General features: G+C 64.6%; 17 protein-coding genes. 5 read left to right on the top strand and 12 right to left on the bottom strand.

Annotated features, from left to right (window positions below):
• Nucleotides 1-69: 69 nt before the first annotated feature.
• The 10 genes from glmM to infA form a co-directional block, all read right to left on the bottom strand.
• Nucleotides 70-1,446: a phosphoglucosamine mutase gene (gene glmM / locus ZAL01S_RS04445; protein WP_066080337.1), complete on the bottom strand. Its 1,377-nt coding sequence runs from the start codon at nt 1,444-1,446 to the stop codon at nt 70-72.
• A gap of 18 nt (nt 1,447-1,464) precedes the next feature.
• Entirely contained in the window at nt 1,465-1,950 is a 486-nt protein-coding gene (gene rpsI / locus ZAL01S_RS04450) for a 30S ribosomal protein S9 (RefSeq protein ID WP_066080339.1), read from the bottom strand.
• Between the two features lie 26 nt (nt 1,951-1,976).
• A complete protein-coding gene (gene rplM, locus ZAL01S_RS04455; protein ID WP_066080560.1) occupies nt 1,977-2,420 on the bottom strand; it encodes a 50S ribosomal protein L13 in 444 nt (147 codons plus the stop codon).
• A 375-nt stretch (nt 2,421-2,795) separates the two neighbouring features.
• Entirely contained in the window at nt 2,796-3,662 is an 867-nt protein-coding gene (gene truA / locus ZAL01S_RS04460) for a tRNA pseudouridine(38-40) synthase TruA (RefSeq protein ID WP_066080343.1), read from the bottom strand.
• Nucleotides 3,663-4,117: 455 nt separating this feature from the next.
• Entirely contained in the window at nt 4,118-4,684 is a 567-nt protein-coding gene (rplQ, locus tag ZAL01S_RS04465; RefSeq protein WP_066080346.1) for a 50S ribosomal protein L17, read from the bottom strand.
• 46 nt (nt 4,685-4,730) lie between these two features.
• Nucleotides 4,731-5,726, bottom strand: a complete 996-nt coding sequence (locus tag ZAL01S_RS04470) for a DNA-directed RNA polymerase subunit alpha (RefSeq protein ID WP_066080349.1) — start codon at nt 5,724-5,726, stop codon at nt 4,731-4,733.
• Nucleotides 5,727-5,882: 156 nt separating this feature from the next.
• Nucleotides 5,883-6,278: a 30S ribosomal protein S11 gene (gene rpsK, locus ZAL01S_RS04475; protein ID WP_066080351.1), complete on the bottom strand. Its 396-nt coding sequence runs from the start codon at nt 6,276-6,278 to the stop codon at nt 5,883-5,885.
• Nucleotides 6,279-6,331: 53 nt separating this feature from the next.
• Nucleotides 6,332-6,706 carry a 30S ribosomal protein S13 gene (rpsM, locus tag ZAL01S_RS04480; RefSeq protein ID WP_066080355.1) on the bottom strand — a complete coding sequence of 125 codons (375 nt, stop codon included), beginning with the start codon at nt 6,704-6,706 and terminating at the stop codon, nt 6,332-6,334.
• 140 nt (nt 6,707-6,846) lie between these two features.
• On the bottom strand, nt 6,847-6,960 hold the full coding sequence (rpmJ, locus tag ZAL01S_RS04485; protein ID WP_038503151.1) for a 50S ribosomal protein L36: 114 nt from the start codon (nt 6,958-6,960) through the stop codon (nt 6,847-6,849).
• 92 nt (nt 6,961-7,052) lie between these two features.
• Nucleotides 7,053-7,274 (bottom strand): translation initiation factor IF-1, encoded by a 222-nt coding sequence (infA, locus tag ZAL01S_RS04490; RefSeq protein ID WP_066056559.1) that lies wholly within the window; start codon nt 7,272-7,274, stop codon nt 7,053-7,055.
• 387 nt (nt 7,275-7,661) lie between these two features.
• On the opposite strand from infA, the gene ZAL01S_RS04495 reads away from it, so the two are divergent.
• On the top strand, nt 7,662-9,245 hold the full coding sequence (locus tag ZAL01S_RS04495) for an amino acid permease (RefSeq protein ID WP_083523063.1): 1,584 nt from the start codon (nt 7,662-7,664) through the stop codon (nt 9,243-9,245).
• Nucleotides 9,246-9,453: 208 nt separating this feature from the next.
• On the opposite strand, the gene map is transcribed toward ZAL01S_RS04495, so the two are convergent.
• Complete coding sequence (map, locus tag ZAL01S_RS04500; RefSeq protein WP_066080358.1) at nt 9,454-10,293, bottom strand: type I methionyl aminopeptidase; 840 nt, start codon at nt 10,291-10,293, stop codon at nt 9,454-9,456.
• A gap of 319 nt (nt 10,294-10,612) precedes the next feature.
• On the opposite strand from map, the gene ZAL01S_RS04505 reads away from it, so the two are divergent.
• Nucleotides 10,613-11,863 carry an MFS transporter gene (locus ZAL01S_RS04505; RefSeq protein WP_455570076.1) on the top strand — a complete coding sequence of 417 codons (1,251 nt, stop codon included), beginning with the start codon at nt 10,613-10,615 and terminating at the stop codon, nt 11,861-11,863.
• A gap of 133 nt (nt 11,864-11,996) precedes the next feature.
• The gene (locus tag ZAL01S_RS04510) at nt 11,997-13,646 is read left to right on the top strand and encodes an amidohydrolase (RefSeq protein ID WP_066080361.1); all 1,650 of its coding nucleotides are present in this window, start codon (nt 11,997-11,999) and stop codon (nt 13,644-13,646) included.
• Between the two features lie 24 nt (nt 13,647-13,670).
• Here ZAL01S_RS04510 and ZAL01S_RS04515 read toward each other — a convergent pair whose 3' ends face one another.
• The gene (locus ZAL01S_RS04515) at nt 13,671-15,197 is read right to left on the bottom strand and encodes an APC family permease (RefSeq protein ID WP_066080364.1); all 1,527 of its coding nucleotides are present in this window, start codon (nt 15,195-15,197) and stop codon (nt 13,671-13,673) included.
• A gap of 224 nt (nt 15,198-15,421) precedes the next feature.
• Here ZAL01S_RS04515 and ZAL01S_RS04520 point away from each other — a divergent pair, with 224 nt between their 5' ends.
• Entirely contained in the window at nt 15,422-16,939 is a 1,518-nt protein-coding gene (locus ZAL01S_RS04520; protein ID WP_083523065.1) for an APC family permease, read from the top strand.
• The gene (locus ZAL01S_RS04525; RefSeq protein ID WP_066080367.1) at nt 16,936-18,144 is read left to right on the top strand and encodes a CaiB/BaiF CoA transferase family protein; all 1,209 of its coding nucleotides are present in this window, start codon (nt 16,936-16,938) and stop codon (nt 18,142-18,144) included. The genes ZAL01S_RS04520 and ZAL01S_RS04525 overlap by 4 nt, the downstream gene beginning before the upstream one ends.
• The last annotated feature ends 47 nt before the right edge of the window (nt 18,145-18,191 follow it).

The raw sequence follows: 18,191 nt of genomic DNA on the forward strand, positions 1-18,191 counted from the left end.
CTGTGAGCCTTCAGACGACGAACGCCCCACATCCAGGATGAGGATGCGGGGCGTTCGAGCGAAGACGTTCTAGCCGAGTCGTGCCTTCACGACGTCCACGAGCTGCTCGGCCTTGGCGCGGGCAGTCGCTTCGTCGGCGGCCTCAACCATGACGCGCACGACCGGCTCAGTGCCGGAGGGGCGCAGGAGAACGCGGCCAGTGTCGCCGAGTTCCGCTTCAACCTCGCGGACCGCAGCAAGGAGCTCCTCATCCGTCGCGCATTCTTCCTTGCGGACGTCGCGGACGTTGATGAGCATCTGCGGGTACACCTTCATGCAGTCGGCGAGCTCACGCAGGCTCTTACCCTGCGCGACCATCTCGGCGGCAAGGTGGAGGCCCGTGAGCACGCCGTCACCGGTAGTTGCGAACTTCGTGAGGATGACGTGGCCGGACTGTTCACCGCCGATGGCAAGCTTGCGCGCGCCAAGCTCGGCGAGCACGTAGCGGTCGCCCACCTTCGCCTGAACGAGCTCGATCCCGGCATCGCGCATGGCGACCTTGAGACCGAGGTTCGACATGACGGTCGCTACGAGCGTGTTGTCGGTGAGCTCGCCGCGCGACTGCATCGCGAGCGCGAGGATCGCCATGATCTGGTCGCCGTCAACGACGCGACCTTCCGCATCAACCGCAAGGCAGCGGTCCGCATCGCCGTCGTGCGCGATACCCACGTCCGCACCGACCCGAACCACCGTCTCAGCGAGGCAGTCAAGGTGCGTCGAACCGACACCGTCGTTGATGTTCATGCCGTCCGGCGCATCACCGATGACGGTGACATCAGCGCCAGCAAGTGCAAACGCCTCCGGCGAAACACCTGCGGCAGCACCGTGGGCACAGTCGAGCACGACATTGAGTCCCTCGAGCGGCTTGCGAACCGCGAGGGTGCCATCCTGCTCGTGGTCGAGGGATGCCATGAGGTGCACGACGTAGCGGTCTTCAGCATCGGCGAATCGCTCGATGCGACCGACACCAGCGCCGGTCGGAGCGAGCTTTTCGCCCTGCTCGAGCAGCTGCTGGATTTCGTCCTCGAGCGCGTCGGGGAGCTTCGTGCCGCCGCGCGCAAAGAACTTAATGCCGTTGTCGGGCGCCGGGTTGTGCGAGGCCGAGATCATGACACCAAAGTCGGCGTCGATATCTGCGGTCAAGAAAGCTGCCGCTGGCGTGGGAATCACACCCGCGTCATACACATCGACGCCGCTCGAAGCGAGGCCTGCCGCGACTGCGGCCCCGAGGAATTCACCTGAGACACGCGGATCGCGGGCAAGCACAGCGCGAGGCCGCCGCCCCGCCTCGCGCGTTGTGCGTGCGAGGGCGATGGCGGCGGCCTGTGCGAGGCTGACTGCGAGTTCGACCGTGAGATGGTCGTTCGCAAGGCCACGAACGCCGTCGGTACCAAAGAGCCGACCCATGAGAGAAATTCTCCTGGATTAGCGCTTCGAGTACTGAGGCGCCTTACGGGCCTTCTTGAGACCGGCCTTCTTGCGTTCCTTGACGCGAGCGTCACGCGAAAGGAAGCCAGCCTTCTTGAGCTCGGGGCGGTTGTTCTCGCGGTCGATCTCGTTGAGCGCGCGAGCGATGCCAAGGCGGAGAGCACCAGCCTGACCCGAGGGGCCACCACCCTGGATGCGGGCGATAACGTCGTAGCTGCCGGCGAGGCCGAGGAGCGTGAACGGGTCGTTGATGAGCTGCTGGTGCAGCTTGTTCGGGAAGTAGTCGGCGAGCTCACGGCCGTTAACCGTGATGACGCCGGTGCCGGGGACGACGCGAACGCGGGCGATTGCCTGCTTGCGACGGCCAACAGCCTGGCCCGAAACGGTGAGCGCAGGACGCTCGGCCTGAACGGGGGCCTCGGCGGCCGGGGTTTCGGTCGAGTAGCTCTCGGGCTGCTTGATGGTGTCTTCGATGGTTGCCACTGTGTTGTCCTTCGTTCTCGTGACCGCTACTGGGCGACCTGGTCGAACACGTACGGCTTCGGCTGCTGCGCGGCGTGCGGGTGCTCAGCGCCGGCGTACACCTTGAGCTTCTTCATCTGGGCGCGGCCGAGGGAGTTCTTCGGCAGCATGCCGCGGATCGCCTTTTCGACGGCGCGGACGGGGTGCTTCTCGAGGAGCTCCTCGTAGCTGGTGGCACGGAGGCCGCCCGGGTAACCCGAGTGGCGGTAGGCCATCTTCTTCTGGAGCTTCTGACCCGTGAGGGCAACCTTCTCAGCGTTGACAATGACGACGAAGTCGCCCATGTCGACGTGCTGAGCAAAGGTGGGCTTGTGCTTGCCGCGGAGGAGCGCCGCTGCGTGGGTCGCGAGGCGACCGAGCACGACGTCCGTGGCGTCGATGACGATCCAGTCGTGCTGGATGTCCTCCGCCTTCGGGCTGAAGGTACGCATAATCATGCAACTTTCATTCGGAGTGAGTGGTCCGTGAATCCCGCTCAGTCGCGATGGTTGCCTACCGGGATGTGGTGGGCGAACGTCGCTTTCGAGGGCTCACTTCGATGCGCGTATGGACACGCAACCACATCAGCTTAGGCCACGACGTCCGCGCTGCGCAATCCCCCTCCCCGCTCGCCTCCCCCTCCCACGTCACCCCTCACCCCATCCGCACCACCCGCGCCGCCGCCCCATCGCCCACCTTTTCTGCGCCAAATGGTTGGTGCGGCTCCATATGTGCGAGCGAACCGACCATTTGGCAAAGAAATGTGCACGCAGTGGGGCCGCACGGTGTGGCGGCGTGGGATGCGGGAGAGAGGGCGAAAGGGTGAGCTACACGACGCGGAGGGAGGGGCGCTTGGCGCGAGTCTGTTCTTGGCGGGATGCAAGTTCCTCGGCGGGCGGGTAGCCGACTTCCATGAGCGTGAGGCCGCGACTCGGGAGCACCGCGAAGCCGCTTCCCCGGGCATCCGCCTGCAGGAGTTGCTCGACGGCCGCTAGGTTGAGGCGGCCATGTCCGACGGCTGCACACATCCCAACGAGTGAGCGGACCATGGAGTGGCAGAAGGCGTCAGCGAGCAGGTGCGCGACGAGCACGCCGCCGTCGTCGCGGCGCCAGGTGAACTCGGTGAGCATGCGGATCGTTGTTGCGCCCTCACGCGGTTTGCAGAATCCGGCAAAGTCGTGGAGACCCGTCACGATGGCGGCGGCTGCCTGCATGGCACCGAGGTCGAGTTCATGGTGCACGCGTGCCGTGCGGTGGCGATCGAGCGGGTTGAAGGGCGTGGATGCGTCCGCGAGGCGATATTCGTAGCGGCGCCAGGTGCCCGAGAAGCGGGCATCAAAGTCGTGCGTAACGACCTCGCAGCTCGTGATGACCACGTCCGAGTCCGGGCCCAGGATGCCCATGATGCGGCGCAGGAAATGCGCGGCCGGGTCGGCGCCGGAGTCGCGCCGGACGGTTCCCTCCCAGAGCTCCCGCTCGAGGTCAAGGTGGGCGACCTGGCCGAGCGCGTGGACGCCAGCATCCGTTCGCCCCGCGCAGGTCAGCAGCGGCCCCTGCGGGAGGTCGCGGTAGAGGATGCGGAGGGCATCCTCGAGCGTCCCCTGCACCGTGCGCAGATTCGGCTGCGTCGCCCAGCCGCTGAAGGCCGTGCCGTCGTACGCAATTCCCAAACGCAGGCGGACGGTCTCATTCATGCCGTCCATCCTGCCATCTGAATCACCGGACACTCTCACCTGCGCGCCCGGCCCCCTCCGCTGGCTGGCGCCGCCCCGTCCATCACCGCTCCACACCTTGCACGCCGCCACCCCATCCGAACCACTGCCGCCCCGGACGGCAGAGGGCCGGTCCCGTGCAGGTCCCGTCCCCGCCCCGAGCCGACCTTTCCGCGTTCACTAACCCCAGATAATCGGTCGCAAACTGTTCGTCCGGTCGCAAAACTTCTGACCGGACGAACACGTTGCGACCTATTTATGGATGCGAGGAGGCCCAGCCTGGGTGCCAGCAGCTCCGGGACTCCCAGATGCAAGAACCTCGGATGCGGGGACGCTTACACACGGGCAGCCCCACAGCGGGAGACCGGGAACGCAGGCCGCGCACGCGAAAGGACCCCGGGAACGAATCCCAGGGCCCTTTGGCGTGGATGCGGAGACTACTTGGTCTCTTCGGCGTCCTTCGACTCCTCGGCCGGAGCCTCAGCGTCAGCCGACTCCTCAGCAGCCTCATCAGCGGCGAGCTCGGCCTCAGCCTGCTCGGCCTCGACGACTGCCTCCTCCGAGATCTCGTCGACCGGCTCCTCAGCAGGAGCAGCAGCCGGAGCCTCTTCAGCGGCCGGCTTCGCAGCCTTGGCCTTCGGGGTCACCGGCTCGAGGACGAGCTCGATGACAGCCATCGGAGCGTTGTCACCCTTGCGATAACCGGTCTTGATGATGCGCGTGTAGCCGCCCGGACGGTCGGCAACTAGCGGCGCGATCTCAGCGAAGAGCTCGTGGACGACCGACTTGTCGCCGATGATCTTGAGCACGCGACGGCGAGCGTGGATGTCGCCGCGCTTCGCGAAGGTGATGAGGCGCTCGGCGAGCGGCTGAACGCGCTTCGCCTTGGTCTCGGTGGTCTGGATGCGCTTGTGCGTGAACAGCTGCGCAGCCAGGTTTCCAAGCAGGAGACGCTCGTGGGCAGGGCCGCCTCCGAGGCGCGGACCCTTGTTGGGCTTAGGCATTGTGGTTCTCTCTCGTTGCTATTCGGACCGTGACGGTGCCGAGGTCTTAGATGTACTCGCCGCTGTCGTCGCCGGCGCCATAGAAGTGCGCACCCTCGAACCCGGGAACCGAGTCCTTGAGAGACAGGCCCATCTCCGTGAGCTTGTCACGCACCTCGTCGACCGACTTCTGGCCGAAGTTGCGAATGTTCATGAGCTGCGTCTCCGAGAGGGCGACGAGCTCTGCGACGGTGTTGATGCCCTCGCGCTTGAGGCAGTTGTACGAACGGACCGAGAGGTCGAGGTCCTCGATCGGAATCGAGAGCTCGTTCGTGAGCACTGCGTCAACCGGAGCGGGGCCGATTTCAATACCTTCGGCCTGCTCGTTGAGCTCACGCGCAAGCGAGAAGAGCTCGACGAGGGTGCGGCCAGCCGATGCCACGGCGTCGCGGGGCGAAATGGCGGGCTTGGTCTCAACGTCGACAACGAGGCGGTCGAAGTCGGTGCGCTCACCCGCACGAGTTGCCTCGACGCGGTAGGTGACCTTGAGGACCGGCGAGTAGATCGAGTCGACCGGAATCTGACCGGCCTCCGAGAACTCGTTGCGGTTCTGCGTCGCCGAGACGTAGCCGCGGCCGCGCTCAATCGTGAGCTCGAGCTCGAACTTGGCGTCATCGTTGAGGGTGGCGATCACGAGGTCCGGGTTGTGGATCTCGACGCCAGCCGGAGCAGAAATGTCTGCCGCGGTCACCTCGCCGGCACCCGTCTTACGAAGGTATGCCGTGATGGGCTCGTCGTGCTCGCTCGAAACCACGAGCTGCTTGATGTTGAGGATAACCTCGGTGACGTCTTCCTTCACACCGGGGATCGTGGAGAACTCGTGGAGCACGCCGTCAATGCGGATGCTCGTCACGGCTGCTCCCGGGATCGATGAGAGAAGCGTGCGACGCATCGAGTTGCCGAGCGTGTAGCCGAAGCCGGGCTCGAGCGGCTCAATGACGAAGCGTGAACGGTACTCCGAGATGTTCTCTTCGGTGAGCGTGGGGCGCTGTGCAATCAGCACTATGGGTTCCTTTCGGCAGAGTGTCCGCTATATGACACTCGGCGGATCGCGGACCATGTCCGCAGGAGGTGTTGAGTTGTGGCTCGGTTGGAACCGGAGCTCCAACCGACGGTACAGGCAGGAGATGACCGCCTGTACCGGCGATACGGAAGGAACTTAGACGCGGCGGCGCTTCGGCGGACGGCAGCCGTTGTGTGCCTGCGGGGTGACGTCCGAGATCGAGCCGACCTCGAGGCCTGCGGCCTGGAGCGAACGGATCGCGGTCTCGCGGCCCGAACCCGGGCCCTTGACGAAGACGTCAACCTTCTTCATGCCGTGCTCCTGCGCCTGACGGGCAGCAGCCTCAGCAGCGAGCTGTGCAGCGAACGGGGTCGACTTACGCGACCCCTTGAAGCCGACGCCACCCGAGGATGCCCAGCTGATGACGGCACCGGTGGTGTCGGTGATCGAAACGATCGTGTTGTTGAACGTCGACTTGATGTGAGCCTGGCCCACGGCGATGTTCTTCTTGTCCTTACGGCGCGGCTTGCGCGCGGTCTTGGGGGTAGCCATGTGGTTTCTCTCCTACGAAATCTTCGGCGAGTCGCTATCGCGAGCGCGATGGACTAGCGAGCCTTCTTCTTGCCGGCGACGGTGCGCTTCGGGCCCTTGCGGGTGCGAGCGTTCGTCTTCGTGCGCTGACCGCGGACGGGGAGGCCGCGGCGGTGGCGAAGGCCTTCGTAGCTACCGATCTCGACCTTGCGGCGAATGTCGGCTGCGACCTCACGGCGGAGGTCACCCTCAACCTTGAAGTTGCCTTCGATGTAGTCGCGGAGAGCGACGAGCTGGTCGTCGCTGAGGTCCTTGACGCGGATGTTGCCGTCGATCTCGGTGTCGGCGAGCGTCTTGAGTGCGCGCGTGCGGCCGACGCCGTAAATGTAGGTGAGTGCGATCTCGACGCGCTTTTCGCGCGGGAGGTCGACGCCTGCGAGACGTGCCATGGGATTGCTCCTGTGGTGATGCGAGGTGTGGTGCAGCGACGGGGCCCCGGCCTCGTTCCGAAGGTGTCCCCATCCGTGGATGGTTCTTGCCGCTGCGGATTCAGTATTGAGTTGTCGTCATGCGGGTTATCCCGCGGCGACTAGCCCTGACGCTGCTTGTGGCGCGGGTTGTCGCAGATGACCATGACGCGACCGTGGCGGCGGATCACCTTGCACTTGTCGCAGATCTTCTTGACGCTGGGGTTGACCTTCATAGTCGGTTCCTTTATGGATCGCTGGCCTCGTGCTCACACGGCGGGATTGCCGCGCAAGCCGTTCCTTACAGCGGGGATGCGGGGCCGAAGCCTTACTTGTAGCGGTAGACGATCCGGCCGCGAGTGAGGTCGTACGGGCTCAGCTCCACGATCACGCGGTCCTCGGGGAGGATACGGATGTAGTGCTGGCGCATCTTGCCCGAGATATGGGCGAGCACCTTGTGTCCGTTGGAGAGCTCGACGCGAAACATTGCGTTGGGCAATGCTTCAACGACCGAACCTTCGATCTCGATTACGCCGTCTTTCTTGGCCATAGCCTCACTGTCGCTTCATTCAGCATCCCGCACTGGTCGTGCGGAGCCGGCAGTTCATGGCGCGCGGTTGCGCACGAGAACACGCCGACTGTCAACTGTAGGGCATATCCACCCGTAACAGCAAGGGGCTGCTACACTTCAGCACCCTTCGGCGCGTCGAACGTCCGTCCGACATTCAGGATGCAGGACGTTCCAGCAAAACCCTGCGCAAATTTTGCTACTATCGCGACCTCCGGTTGCATACCGCCAACATTAGAGGCGATACGCAACCCCACCTGACCGTACACGCGTAGCCCGCATCCCTGCACCGGCACGCACGAGCCACTCGAGACGCACCGTCGCGTCATCCATGCGCCGGCACGTCCTCAACGTCACATTGGAGCAACGATGACCGATACGGCCGCAGCGCAGCGACCGAACTCCTCTGACGCCTTTGCCGCGGAGCAAGACGGATTCCATAAAGGCCTCAGTGCCCGCCAAGTCCAGATGATCGCGATCGGTTCCTCGATCGGAACTGGCCTCTTCCTCGGCGCCGGTGGGCGCCTCCACGACGCGGGCCCCTCGCTCGCCCTCATTTACGCGATCTGTGGCTTCTTCGGCTACCTCATCATGCGATCGCTCGGCGAACTCGTCGTCCACCGCCCCTCCTCCGGCTCGTTCGTGTCGTACACGCGCGAGTTTTACGGCGAGAAGGCGGCATACACGGCCGGCTGGCTGTACTGGCTCAACTGGGCTATGACTTCCGTGGCGGATGCCACGGCCCTCGCGATCTACTTCGACTGGTTCTCGCGATACGAGCCCTTCGGCTGGATCGCGGATGTACCGCAGTGGATCGTGGCGCTCTTTGTCGTCGTCTTCATCGGCGGCATCAACCTGCTGTCGGTGAAGATCTTCGGCGAGCTCGAGTTCTGGTTCTCGCTCGTGAAGATTGCGGCGCTCCTCCTCTTCCTCGTGGTGGGTGTCTTCTTCATCTTCTTTGGCGCCCCGAGCGGCGCACCGACGGGTATCTCGCTCATCACCGACACCGGGGGCCTGTTCCCGAACGGTGTCCTGCCCGCGATCATCGTCGTCCAGGGTGTCGTGTTTGCCTACGCGGGTATTGAGCTTGTCGGCACGACCGCGGGTGAGACGCAGGATGCGAAGCGCGTCGTCCCGCGCGCAGTGAACGCGGTCATCGCCCGAATCGCGATCTTCTACGTCGGCTCGGTACTCGTGCTGTGCCTGCTCATGCCGTACACGGCCTACTCGGCTGACGAGTCGCCGTTCGTGACCTTCTTCGACTCCATCGGTGTTGATGTGGCGGCGCCGCTCATGCAGCTCGTCGTCATCACGGCCGCAGCCTCCTCGATGAACGCTGGCGTGTACTCGACTGGCCGCATCCTGCACTCGATGTCGGTGGCTGGTTCGGCGCCGAAGTTTGCGCAGAAGATGACGAAGACCGGTGTCCCGATCGGTGGCGTCATCATCACTTCGGTGGTGTCGGTCTTCGGTGTCGCGCTCAACTACTTCGTGCCGGAAGAGGCGTTCGAGATCGTCCTCAACATTGCTGCGATCGGCACGATGGCGGCGTGGGCCGCGATTGCGCTCGCCCATCAGAAGTTCGTTGCGCTCTCGCGTCGCGGCCTCTACGAGCGGCCGGAGTACCGCGCCTGGGGCGGCCGTGCGACGGACTGGCTCGTACTTGCCTTCATTGCCGCGGTGACGGTCCTCATTGCGCTCGACTACCCGGTCGGCACGTACACGCTCGCGTCGATGCTGCTCGTCATCCCGCTCCTCATCGGCGGCTGGTTCCTCGTACGCAAGCGCGTCTACGAGATTGCCGCGGTCCGTGAGGGCTTCACCGGCGTCATGCCGATCATCGCGACGACACCTGCGGTTGAGGCAGCCAAGTGGCACGCCGAGCACGACGGCAAGCGTCAGAAGCCGAACGGCAGCCACCGTCACATCCCGAAGTCGGAGCGCGAGCAGTAGCGCAGCCGATTCTGTGGGCAAATGTTTTTTTGGGGGGGTCCAAGCTTCAGTGAAGCTTGGACCCCCCAAAATTTGCCCTTTTCGTAACGCTCGCGGCCGGTCGCGCGCGACGGGGGCCCGGCCGCAACTGTGCAGAAATGGCAGTATTTGGGCCTTCGAGGCGTGGTGCGCCTCGAAGGCCCAAATCTTGCCATTTCTGCACACGGCCTCAGGCGCCAGCAGGCAACACGGGCACAACACCGAACGGCGCGAGCCCCTCGCGGCCACCCTCAGGCGCCGTCGACACCCAGATCCCATCGCGGTGCACGAGCACCGTGTGCTCCCAGTGGGCGCCGAGGGAGCCGTCGAGCGTGCGCACAGTCCAGCCGTCGAGGTCCTCCCCAACTTCTTCGGAGCCGCTCGTAACCATCGGCTCGATGCACACGCAGAGCCCCGGCTTCACGACCGGCCCGCGCCCGCGCGTGCGGTAGTTGAGGATCTCCGGCGCCTCGTGCATGTCTCGGCCGATCCCGTGGCCCGCATATTCCTCGAGGATACCGAGCGGAAGCCCATCCTCGTCTTCGCGAGCAACGATGACGTCCTCGATCGCACCGCTCACTTCCGAAAGGTGCTTGGCACTCGCAAGCTTGGCGATGCCCGCCCACATGCTCGCCTTGGTCACATCGCTCAGACGCGTCGCCTCAGCAATACGTTCCGGCGAGCCGCCCGGGACGAGGAAGGTGCGGGCCGAGTCGCCGTTCCAACCACCGAGCTTCGCGCCAGCATCGATGCTCACGAGGTCGCCGGGTTCAAGCGGCCGACGGTTCGGAATGCCGTGGACGACCGCGTCATTCACTGAGGCGCACACCGTGTGGCGATAGCCCGGCACGAGCGCAAAGTTCGGGATGCCACCACCGGCGCGGACTGTCTCTTCGGCGATCGCGTCAAGCTCGAGTGTCGTAATGCCGGAGCGGATGGCCGCTTCGACAGCGTCGAGCGCCTTCCGCGTGAGCTCTCCCGCGGGAACCATGGCGGCAATATCTTCGGGGCGCTTGTAAATCGATCGCATGCCTCGAGGCTACGCTCTCATCAGCACAGAAATAACCGTCGGTCATTTTGCATTCAAACCCCACAAAAACAATCCGAAATGACACGCAAAACTTGAATTTCAAGGCCAAGACCTGACAAACTGCCTCAACCCCACCGGCAGATGCCCACATCTGCCACCTTCTTCAACGAAGAGGAACGATATGACACAGCATCTCCCCGCACCCGTCACCGAGACTGCGGCGCCGGGCGAGCGCCGTGCCAACTCGGTCAACGCCGCCGAGCAGCACGTCGCCCAGGGCCACCACGAACTCACGGCACGCGAAGCCCGCAAGGTTGCGATGGGCGCCCTCATCGGCAACGCGATGGAGTGGTACGACTTCTTCCTCTTCACCGTCGCCTCGGCCATCGTCTTCAACGTCCAGTACTTCGACACGAAGGACCCGGTCGGCGCGACGCTCGCATCCTTCGCGACCTTCGGCATCGGCCTTATTGTCCGCCCGATCGGCGGCATCATCTTCGGCGCCATGGGCGACCGCATCGGCCGCCGCAAGACTCTCATGATCACGGTCATCGGCATTGGCCTCGTGACGGGCCTTATCGGCCTCCTCCCGCCGGCCGCCGTCTTCGGATTCTGGGCGCCAATGCTGCTGGTCCTCCTCCGCGTCGCGCAGGGCCTCTTCGTTGGCGGCGAGTGGTCGGGCGCAATGACGATCGTCGTCGAGCACGCACCCGTTCACCAGCGTGCCCGCTACGCCGCACTCCCTCAGATTGGTTCACCGATCGGCACGATCCTTTCCTCGGGCGGCTTCTTTGTCGTCGGCGTCCTCATGAGCGCGGACACCTTCGACGCCTGGGGCTGGCGCATCCCGTTCCTGCTCTCCTTCCCGCTGCTCTTCCTCGCGGTGTGGCTGCGTTCACGGCTACAGGAGTCGCCCGTTTTCCAGGAGCTGCTCGAGACCGGTGAAGTTGAGCTCACGCCCGTGCGCTCGGTGTTCAAGCGCTACTGGAAGCACACGATCGTCGGTGCGATGGCCGCGCTTCTCGGTGTCGGCGGCTTCTACCTCGTCGCGGGCTTCGTCACCTGGTACGGCACGAAGATCCTCGGCTACGACAAGAACCTCCTCATTCTCGGCACGATCGTCGCCGCAGCCTTCGAGATCCCGACGCTCGTCATCGGCGGCCGCGTCGCCGAGAAGCTTGGCGCCACGAAGGTCATCGTCTGGGGTGCCGTCGTCTCGACGGTGCTGTCCTGGCCGTGCTTCCTCCTCATCGAGAGCATGAACCCGGTGCTGCTCATCATCGGCATGGCGGTCGCCGTCTCGGCGCTCTCGATTCCCTACGCCGCATCCGGTACGGCACTCACGGGTCTCTTCCCGGCGAAGCTGCGCTACACGGGTGCGGGCATGGCACAGAACCTCGCGGGCGTTCTCTCGGGCTTCTTCCCGCTTATCGCGACGGCGCTCGTTGCTGGCGCGGGCGACCACTGGTGGCCGGCCGCAACGATGCTCTTCCTCGTCTCGGCGGCGACGGCGATCGCGGGCCTGTTCATCCCGCGCCTCTCGGTTCCCCTGCCGGGTTTCAAACACTAGGCACGCAGGGTCACTCGATACGGTGGGGACGACGTTGGGGCTTGCCCGACGTCGTCCCCGCCCGTATGCATCCCCGCACTCCGGGTGGACTCCTCAGAGCTGCCGTCAGCGTCGACGGCAAGGAAGGAAGATCATGCTCATCGACCTCATTGTTCGTGATGCCGAGATCCACACGATGGATTCGGAGCGGCCCACCGCGAGCGCCATGGGCGTGTGGCGCGGCCGCATCATTGGCTTCGACTCGGAGCTCGACGGCATCGACGCCCGCGAAACGATCTCGCTGCCTGGGAAAGTCATCGTCCCCGGCTTCATCGATGCGCACTGCCACACGACGTGGTGGGGCCTGGGCCTTGCGGCGGTCGATCTTGGCGAGGTGCGCTCGCTCGACGAGCTGTATGCGCTCATCCGGGCGGAGGCCGAGCGCCTCGACGACGACACCGCGTGGATTCACGCGACGGGCTACAACCACAAGCACACGGGCGGCGAGCTGCCAAGCATCGACCGTCTCGATGAGGCCGCGCAGGGGCATCCCGTCTACATCCGGCACTGCTCTGGGCACCGCTCGATCGTGAATCGCGCCGCGCTCAAGCTGGCCGGCGCCCTCGATGCATCGTTCCCCGACCCTGAGGGCGGCGAGATCGTGCGCGATGCCGCGGGCGAGCCGACTGGGGTGGTGGATGAGACTGCGCAGGAGGTCATCCAGGGGCTCCTCCTCCCCTATTCGGCTGAGACGATCGCGGATGCGCTCGACCGGGCGACCACACGCTATGCGGCGGTCGGCATCACGAGCTTCACGGAGGCGGGCGTCGGCGGCGGCTGGATCGGGCACTCGCCAATGGAGCTGCAGGCGTATCGCCTCGCGGCCCGGAGTGGCCGGCTCCACGCCCGCGCGCAACTGATGCCGGTGCTTGACGCGCTTCACGAAGTGTCCGCGAATGCGGATGACTTCGCGGGCGAAGGTTCGGCGCTTGGTCTCGATCTTGGCCTCGAGTCGGGCGTTGGCGACGAGGTCGTCTCGCTCGGCCACGTGAAGGTGTTCACGGACGGTTCGCTGATCGGCGCGACGGCGGCGGTCACGGAGGACTTCTGCGGGCATCCGCACGGGCGCGGCTATCTGTTGGATACCCCCGAGCAGTACCGCGAGCGCGTCCTGGGTGCGTACCGCGCCGGCTGGAACATCGCCATGCACGCGATCGGCGACCGAGCGGTGGACGTGGCGATGGACATCATCGCTGAGGCACAGGAGCGCTATGGCCGCCGCGAGGTGCCGAACCGTATCGAGCACGCAGGCGTCACCCGCCCTGAGCAGGTGACGCGACTGGCGGAGCTCGGCATTGCCGTTACGCCCCAGGCATCCTTCACGGGCCCACTCGGCACACAGTTCATGGATCGGATGGGGCCAGAGCGCACCCCCTACCTGTACCGGGCGAAGTCCTTCGTGGAGGCAGGTGTGCTCGTTGCCGGGTCGAGCGATCTTCCGGTCGCCGACAACGATGTGCTGCGAGCCATTCGATCGCTCGTTGACCGTCTCACGGATGAGGGCACTGTCTTCGGTTCTGCCGACGAGCGTGTCTCACCGCATGAGGCGGTGAAGATGTACACGGTGAATGCCGCCGTGGCGTGCGGTGTCGATGCGGATCGTGGCTCCCTCCAGACGGGCAAACTCGCGGATTTCGTCGTCCTCAGCGCATCCCCGTTCGACACCGCAACGCTCGACGACGCGACGGTCGAGGCCACCTACCTTGGCGGCGTTTCAACGTATCTCTCGAGCGCACAGCAGTGACGCCACGAGTGGGCTCAGCCCGCCCTAGTCTGCGCGCTGCACTGGGATCTGCCCTGTGTGGTGGTCGCCGTGCGGTGCGGTCGAGCGCAGGTGCGGCTTTGCCACCACGAGATAGATGACACCGACACCGACAACGACGAGGGCGGAGACGAGCACGATCCACTTGTCGAACCACGGTGTCGTCTCGTCACCTGCAGGCCAGGCGAGGATCACCATGCCGAACACGCCCCACGCAAGCGCGAGGACATTGACGATCCAGCCCCACGCACCGAGCTTGAACTTGCCGCGTCCCGCCCAGCCCTTCGTGCGGGCATAGAGCGCAGCAAAGACGACCATCTGGAACCCGAGGTAGACCCCAAACGAGGCGAACGAGATGATCGCAAGCAGCGCGTTTTCGGAGAGAAGCGAACCGACGATCACAACAGCCGGAATGACGGCAGCAACGATGAGCGCGTACGGCGGAACCCGGAAGCGCTCATTGAACGTACCGAGGAGCTTCCACCCTGGCAGTGCCTGGTCGCGTCCCATCGAGAACAACAGTCGGCTTGCGGCAGCCTGCAGCGAAATCACGCACGAAACGAATGAGATACACACGACCGCCATCACGACGCGGAAGCCCACTGGGCCAAACACCGCAAGGAACAGCTCGCCAATCGGGTCATCTGCCGTGCCATTGAGAATCGCGGCATAGTCCGGGATCGCAAGCACCAATCCAATGGCGATGAACATTGACGCGATTCCACCGATGTAGATCGTCATGCGCATGGCGCGTGGAATCGTCCGGCCTGGATTCTTCACTTCTTCCGCGACATCGCCACACGCTTCAAACCCGTAGAAGAGGAAGATGCCCATAAATGCTGCGAGCGCGAAGGGAATGATGAAAGGTTGCTCGCTCTGCAGATCGGCCGGGCGGAAGTCGGTGAAAAGCACCGAGAGGTCGTGCTTGCGCGCAGCAAACAGCAGCCACCCGCCGATTGCAATCGTTGCGACGATCTCGGCGACAAATCCCCAGAATGCAATTTGTGAGAGGAGCTTTGTACCGCCAAAGTTTGCGAGCGTCGCCAACAAGATCGTCCCGAGTGCAATGACCACATTTGCCTGCTGCGACATCTCGACGCCGAGGAGTGCGCCAAGGAAAGGCCCAGCACCATAAGCGACTGAGGCGATCGTCACACAGATCGCGAGCGAGTACACCCAGCCGTTCAGCCACCCCCATTTCGGCCCCCAGAGGCGCCGCGACCACGGATACACGCCTCCAGCAACTGGGTAGGTCGAGACGACTTCACCAAAGACAAGCGCCACCATGAGTTGACCAAGCGCCGCGATGAGCAGCCACCACACGACGCCGGGGCCGGCGATCCCCATCGCAGGGGCGAGGGTCGTGTAGACACCTACCACCGGGGACAGGTACGTGAAACCGAGCGCGATGTTGCCCCAGAAACCCATGTCGCGTGTGAACTGTTGATCGTAGTCATAGCCGAGGGTGGCGAGATGTGCAGAGTCCTCGTCATGGTGGTCGGTGCGCGCAGCCGCGCGAGCAGTTGAGGTCATGGTCGCTCCTTTGCGTCCAAGCGGGCCCGGCCCCATTGCCGTGCCCCTCATGGGGTGACTCGACGGTACGGGACACGAACGCACGGGCACAAGCTTCTTCAGTTGTGACAGGGCACATGCCCGTGGTGCAACCGCCCGAACGAGACGTTCAGGCAGACCCAGTACGGTCGGTGGGGAACCCCGAATCACGGTCAATGTCGACCGCAGAACAAGGGAGACCTCGAATGACTCGCACTTCAAAAGCGAAGCACTTCACCGCTCCAGGCAGCGACACGTCCCAGGGCACGTTCCGCCGCACGCTCGGCACATGGGATGTCGTGGCCGTTGGTGTCGGCGCCATGATCGGTTTCGGCTGGGTCGTGCTCACGGGGACGTGGATCACGGATGCTGGTGCGCTCGGCGCCTCGCTCGCGATGGTGGTCGGCGGCATCATGATGGCGATCGTTGCGCTCGTATACTCAGAACTCGTTGCCGCGATGCCGAAAGCAGGCGGCGAGCACAACTACATCCTGCGAGCGATGGGCTCGAAGTGGTCGTTCATCGGTTCATGGGCGATCACGGGCGGATACGTCTCCGTCGTCGCGTTCGAGGCGGTCGCGCTCCCCCGCACTGCGCTCTACCTCTTTCCTGAGCTCAATCAGGTGAAGCTCTGGTCGGTGGCCGGCGAAGATGTATTCCTCACCTGGGCGCTCGTCGGCTCGATTGCATCGGTCATCATCACGACCGTCAACGTCATTGGCGTGAAAGTCGCGGGCACCGTCCAAACCTTTGTCGTGGTGTTCCTCTTCGCGATCGGCGCGCTCCTGGTGGCCGGTTCCTTCGGCGGCGGTGAGCCCGCGAACATGGAGCCGCTCTTCGTGGATGGCATGAGCGGATTCCTTGCGGTGCTCGTCGTCGTTCCCTTCATGTTTGTCGGCTTCGATGTCATCCCACAGACCGCTGAAGAGATCAAACTCGCGCCGAGGCTCATCGGCAAACTCGCTGTTGTCGCGGTCATCGTGGCAACCGGGTGGTACGTCATGACGATCCTCACCACGTCGTCCGGCTTGAATGCCGCTGCCCTCGCCGAGAGTGACCTGGCGACGGCCGACGCAATGACGCAATTGTTCGGGACTGACTTCTTCGGCAAGATCCTCATTGCGGCGGGCATCGCGGGCATCATCACCTCGTGGAACTCCCTGCAAATGGGCGCCTCGCGACTCATGTACTCGCTTGCCCGCACAGGCATGCTGCCGCCGATCTTTGCGCAGCTGCACCCCAAGTTCGGTACGCCCAGCAACGCGCTCATCTTCATTGGGGCGCTCGCCGCTGCCGCACCGTTCTTTGGCGAGGCGATGCTGGGCTGGATTGTGGATTCGGGTTCGCCCTCAATCGTGATCGGCTACCTGCTCGTGTCCATCTCCTTTGTGCTGCTTCGCAAGCGAGAACCGGACATGGATCGTCCCCTCCGCATCGGTGGGCGAGGCAACGGCGGTGTCGTGATCGGTGTCCTCTCAATCCTCGTGTGCGCCTTCCTCGTCTCGCTGTATCTGCCGTTCATGCCCGCGACGATTTCCCCACCTGCGTGGGCGATGTTCGGCCTGTGGTGGCTCATCGGTGTCATCCCCTTCTTCCTCACCCCGAAGGTCGCCCCTGGCCCGCAGGCAGAAGAACAACTCGTTGCCCACGTTCACGGCCGCGCAGCTGCGAAACAGCGCACGCACGCATCCCACCCCGCACAACCCCTTCAGGAGACCCGATGACGACTGAGCACATTCCCCACGATGGCACCTCCCGTGGCCCGCTTGACGGCTTGGTTGTCGCCGATTTCTCGCGGGTGCTCGCGGGCCCACTCGTCACGATGACGCTCGCGGATCTCGGCGCAGAGGTCATCAAGGTTGAGCGCCCCGGCGCAGGCGACGACACCCGCTCGTGGGGGCCGCCGTATTCCAAGACCGGTGCCACCTATTTCGAGTCGGTGAACCGTAACAAGCGTTCCGTGACGCTGGATCTTCGCGATGCGGACGACCTCGCGCTCGCGCGGGAGCTCGCCCACCGAGCGGATGTCGTTGTCGAGAACTTCAAGACCGGCGGACTCGCCAGGTACGGCCTCGGCTACGAACAGGTCAGCACCGAGAACCCGAGCGTCGTCTACTGCTCCATCACGGGGTTCGGCTCCGCGGGCGGCGCGGAACTTCCCGGATACGACTTCATCGTGCAGGCCCTCGGTGGCCTCATGCACATCACGGGCGAACCGGACGGCGACCCGATGAAGGTGGGCGTCGCACTCGTCGACGTGCTCACCGCGAAGGATGCCACGATCGGTATCCTCGCGGCCCTCGCACACGGTGCCCGAAGTGGCGAAGGACGACACGTCGAGGTCAACCTCCTCTCGAGCCTCCAGAGCGCGCTCACGAACCAGATCCAGGCGGTGATCGGTGCGGATGCCTCGCCGTCCCGCCTCGGGAACGCGCATCCGTCGATCGTCCCGTATCAGGCACTCGCGACCGCGGATGCTCCGCTCGCGGTCGCGGTCGGCAACGACGGCCAGTTCCGCGCGTTCGCGACGGAGATTGGCGTCCCGGAACTCGCCGACGATGACCGCTTCGCGACGAATCCTGATCGCGTCACGAACCGCAAGGAGCTCATCCCGCTCCTTGAAGATGCCCTCGCGAAGGACAGCGCGGAACGCTGGGAGGCGCGCCTCATCGACGCCGGCGTTCCGGTCGGCCGGGTGAACACGATCGCCGACGGCATCGCCCATGCGGAGGGGCTCGGGCTCGAACCGATGCTCGAACTCAAGGACGCACACGGCGACGTCGTCGGCAAGGGCATCCGCCACCCAGCGCTCTACACGCCAGCATTCCCCGTCAGGGATGCCGCTCCCCCGCAGCTCGGCGCCGACAATGACGACGTCCGCAGCTGGCTTGCCGCACCGCGTGACAATGCCACGACCGCAACCTCATAGCACCACCAGACTTCACACTTCACCACTGATCACCCCGCACAAAGGAG

It is taken from the genome of [Zimmermannella] alba NBRC 15616 (assembly GCF_001570905.1).
In the GTDB taxonomy this organism is placed as follows: Bacteria; Actinomycetota; Actinomycetes; order Actinomycetales; family Microbacteriaceae; genus Pseudoclavibacter; species Pseudoclavibacter albus.

Bases quoted from the DNA above. Each gene is read 5' to 3' on its own strand.
- glmM (WP_066080337.1), bottom strand. From the start codon at position 1,446: ATGGGTCGGCTCTTTGGTACCGACGGCGTTCGTGGCCTTGCGAACGAC.
- rplM (WP_066080560.1), bottom strand. From the start codon at position 2,420: ATGCGTACCTTCAGCCCGAAGGCGGAGGACATCCAGCACGACTGGATC.
- truA (WP_066080343.1), bottom strand. From the start codon at position 3,662: ATGAATGAGACCGTCCGCCTGCGTTTGGGAATTGCGTACGACGGCACG.
- rplQ (WP_066080346.1), bottom strand. From the start codon at position 4,684: ATGCCTAAGCCCAACAAGGGTCCGCGCCTCGGAGGCGGCCCTGCCCAC.
- rpsK (WP_066080351.1), bottom strand. From the start codon at position 6,278: ATGGCTACCCCCAAGACCGCGCGCAAGCCGCGCCGTAAGGACAAGAAG.
- rpsM (WP_066080355.1), bottom strand. From the start codon at position 6,706: ATGGCACGTCTCGCAGGCGTCGACCTCCCGCGCGAAAAGCGCGTCGAG.
- rpmJ (WP_038503151.1), bottom strand. From the start codon at position 6,960: ATGAAGGTCAACCCCAGCGTCAAGAAGATCTGCGACAAGTGCAAGGTG.
- infA (WP_066056559.1), bottom strand. From the start codon at position 7,274: ATGGCCAAGAAAGACGGCGTAATCGAGATCGAAGGTTCGGTCGTTGAA.
- ZAL01S_RS04495 (WP_083523063.1), top strand. From the start codon at position 7,662: ATGACCGATACGGCCGCAGCGCAGCGACCGAACTCCTCTGACGCCTTT.
- map (WP_066080358.1), bottom strand. From the start codon at position 10,293: ATGCGATCGATTTACAAGCGCCCCGAAGATATTGCCGCCATGGTTCCC.
- ZAL01S_RS04505 (WP_455570076.1), top strand. From the start codon at position 10,613: ATGGGCGCCCTCATCGGCAACGCGATGGAGTGGTACGACTTCTTCCTC.
- ZAL01S_RS04510 (WP_066080361.1), top strand. From the start codon at position 11,997: ATGCTCATCGACCTCATTGTTCGTGATGCCGAGATCCACACGATGGAT.
- ZAL01S_RS04515 (WP_066080364.1), bottom strand. From the start codon at position 15,197: ATGACCTCAACTGCTCGCGCGGCTGCGCGCACCGACCACCATGACGAG.
- ZAL01S_RS04520 (WP_083523065.1), top strand. From the start codon at position 15,422: ATGACTCGCACTTCAAAAGCGAAGCACTTCACCGCTCCAGGCAGCGAC.
- ZAL01S_RS04525 (WP_066080367.1), top strand. From the start codon at position 16,936: ATGACGACTGAGCACATTCCCCACGATGGCACCTCCCGTGGCCCGCTT.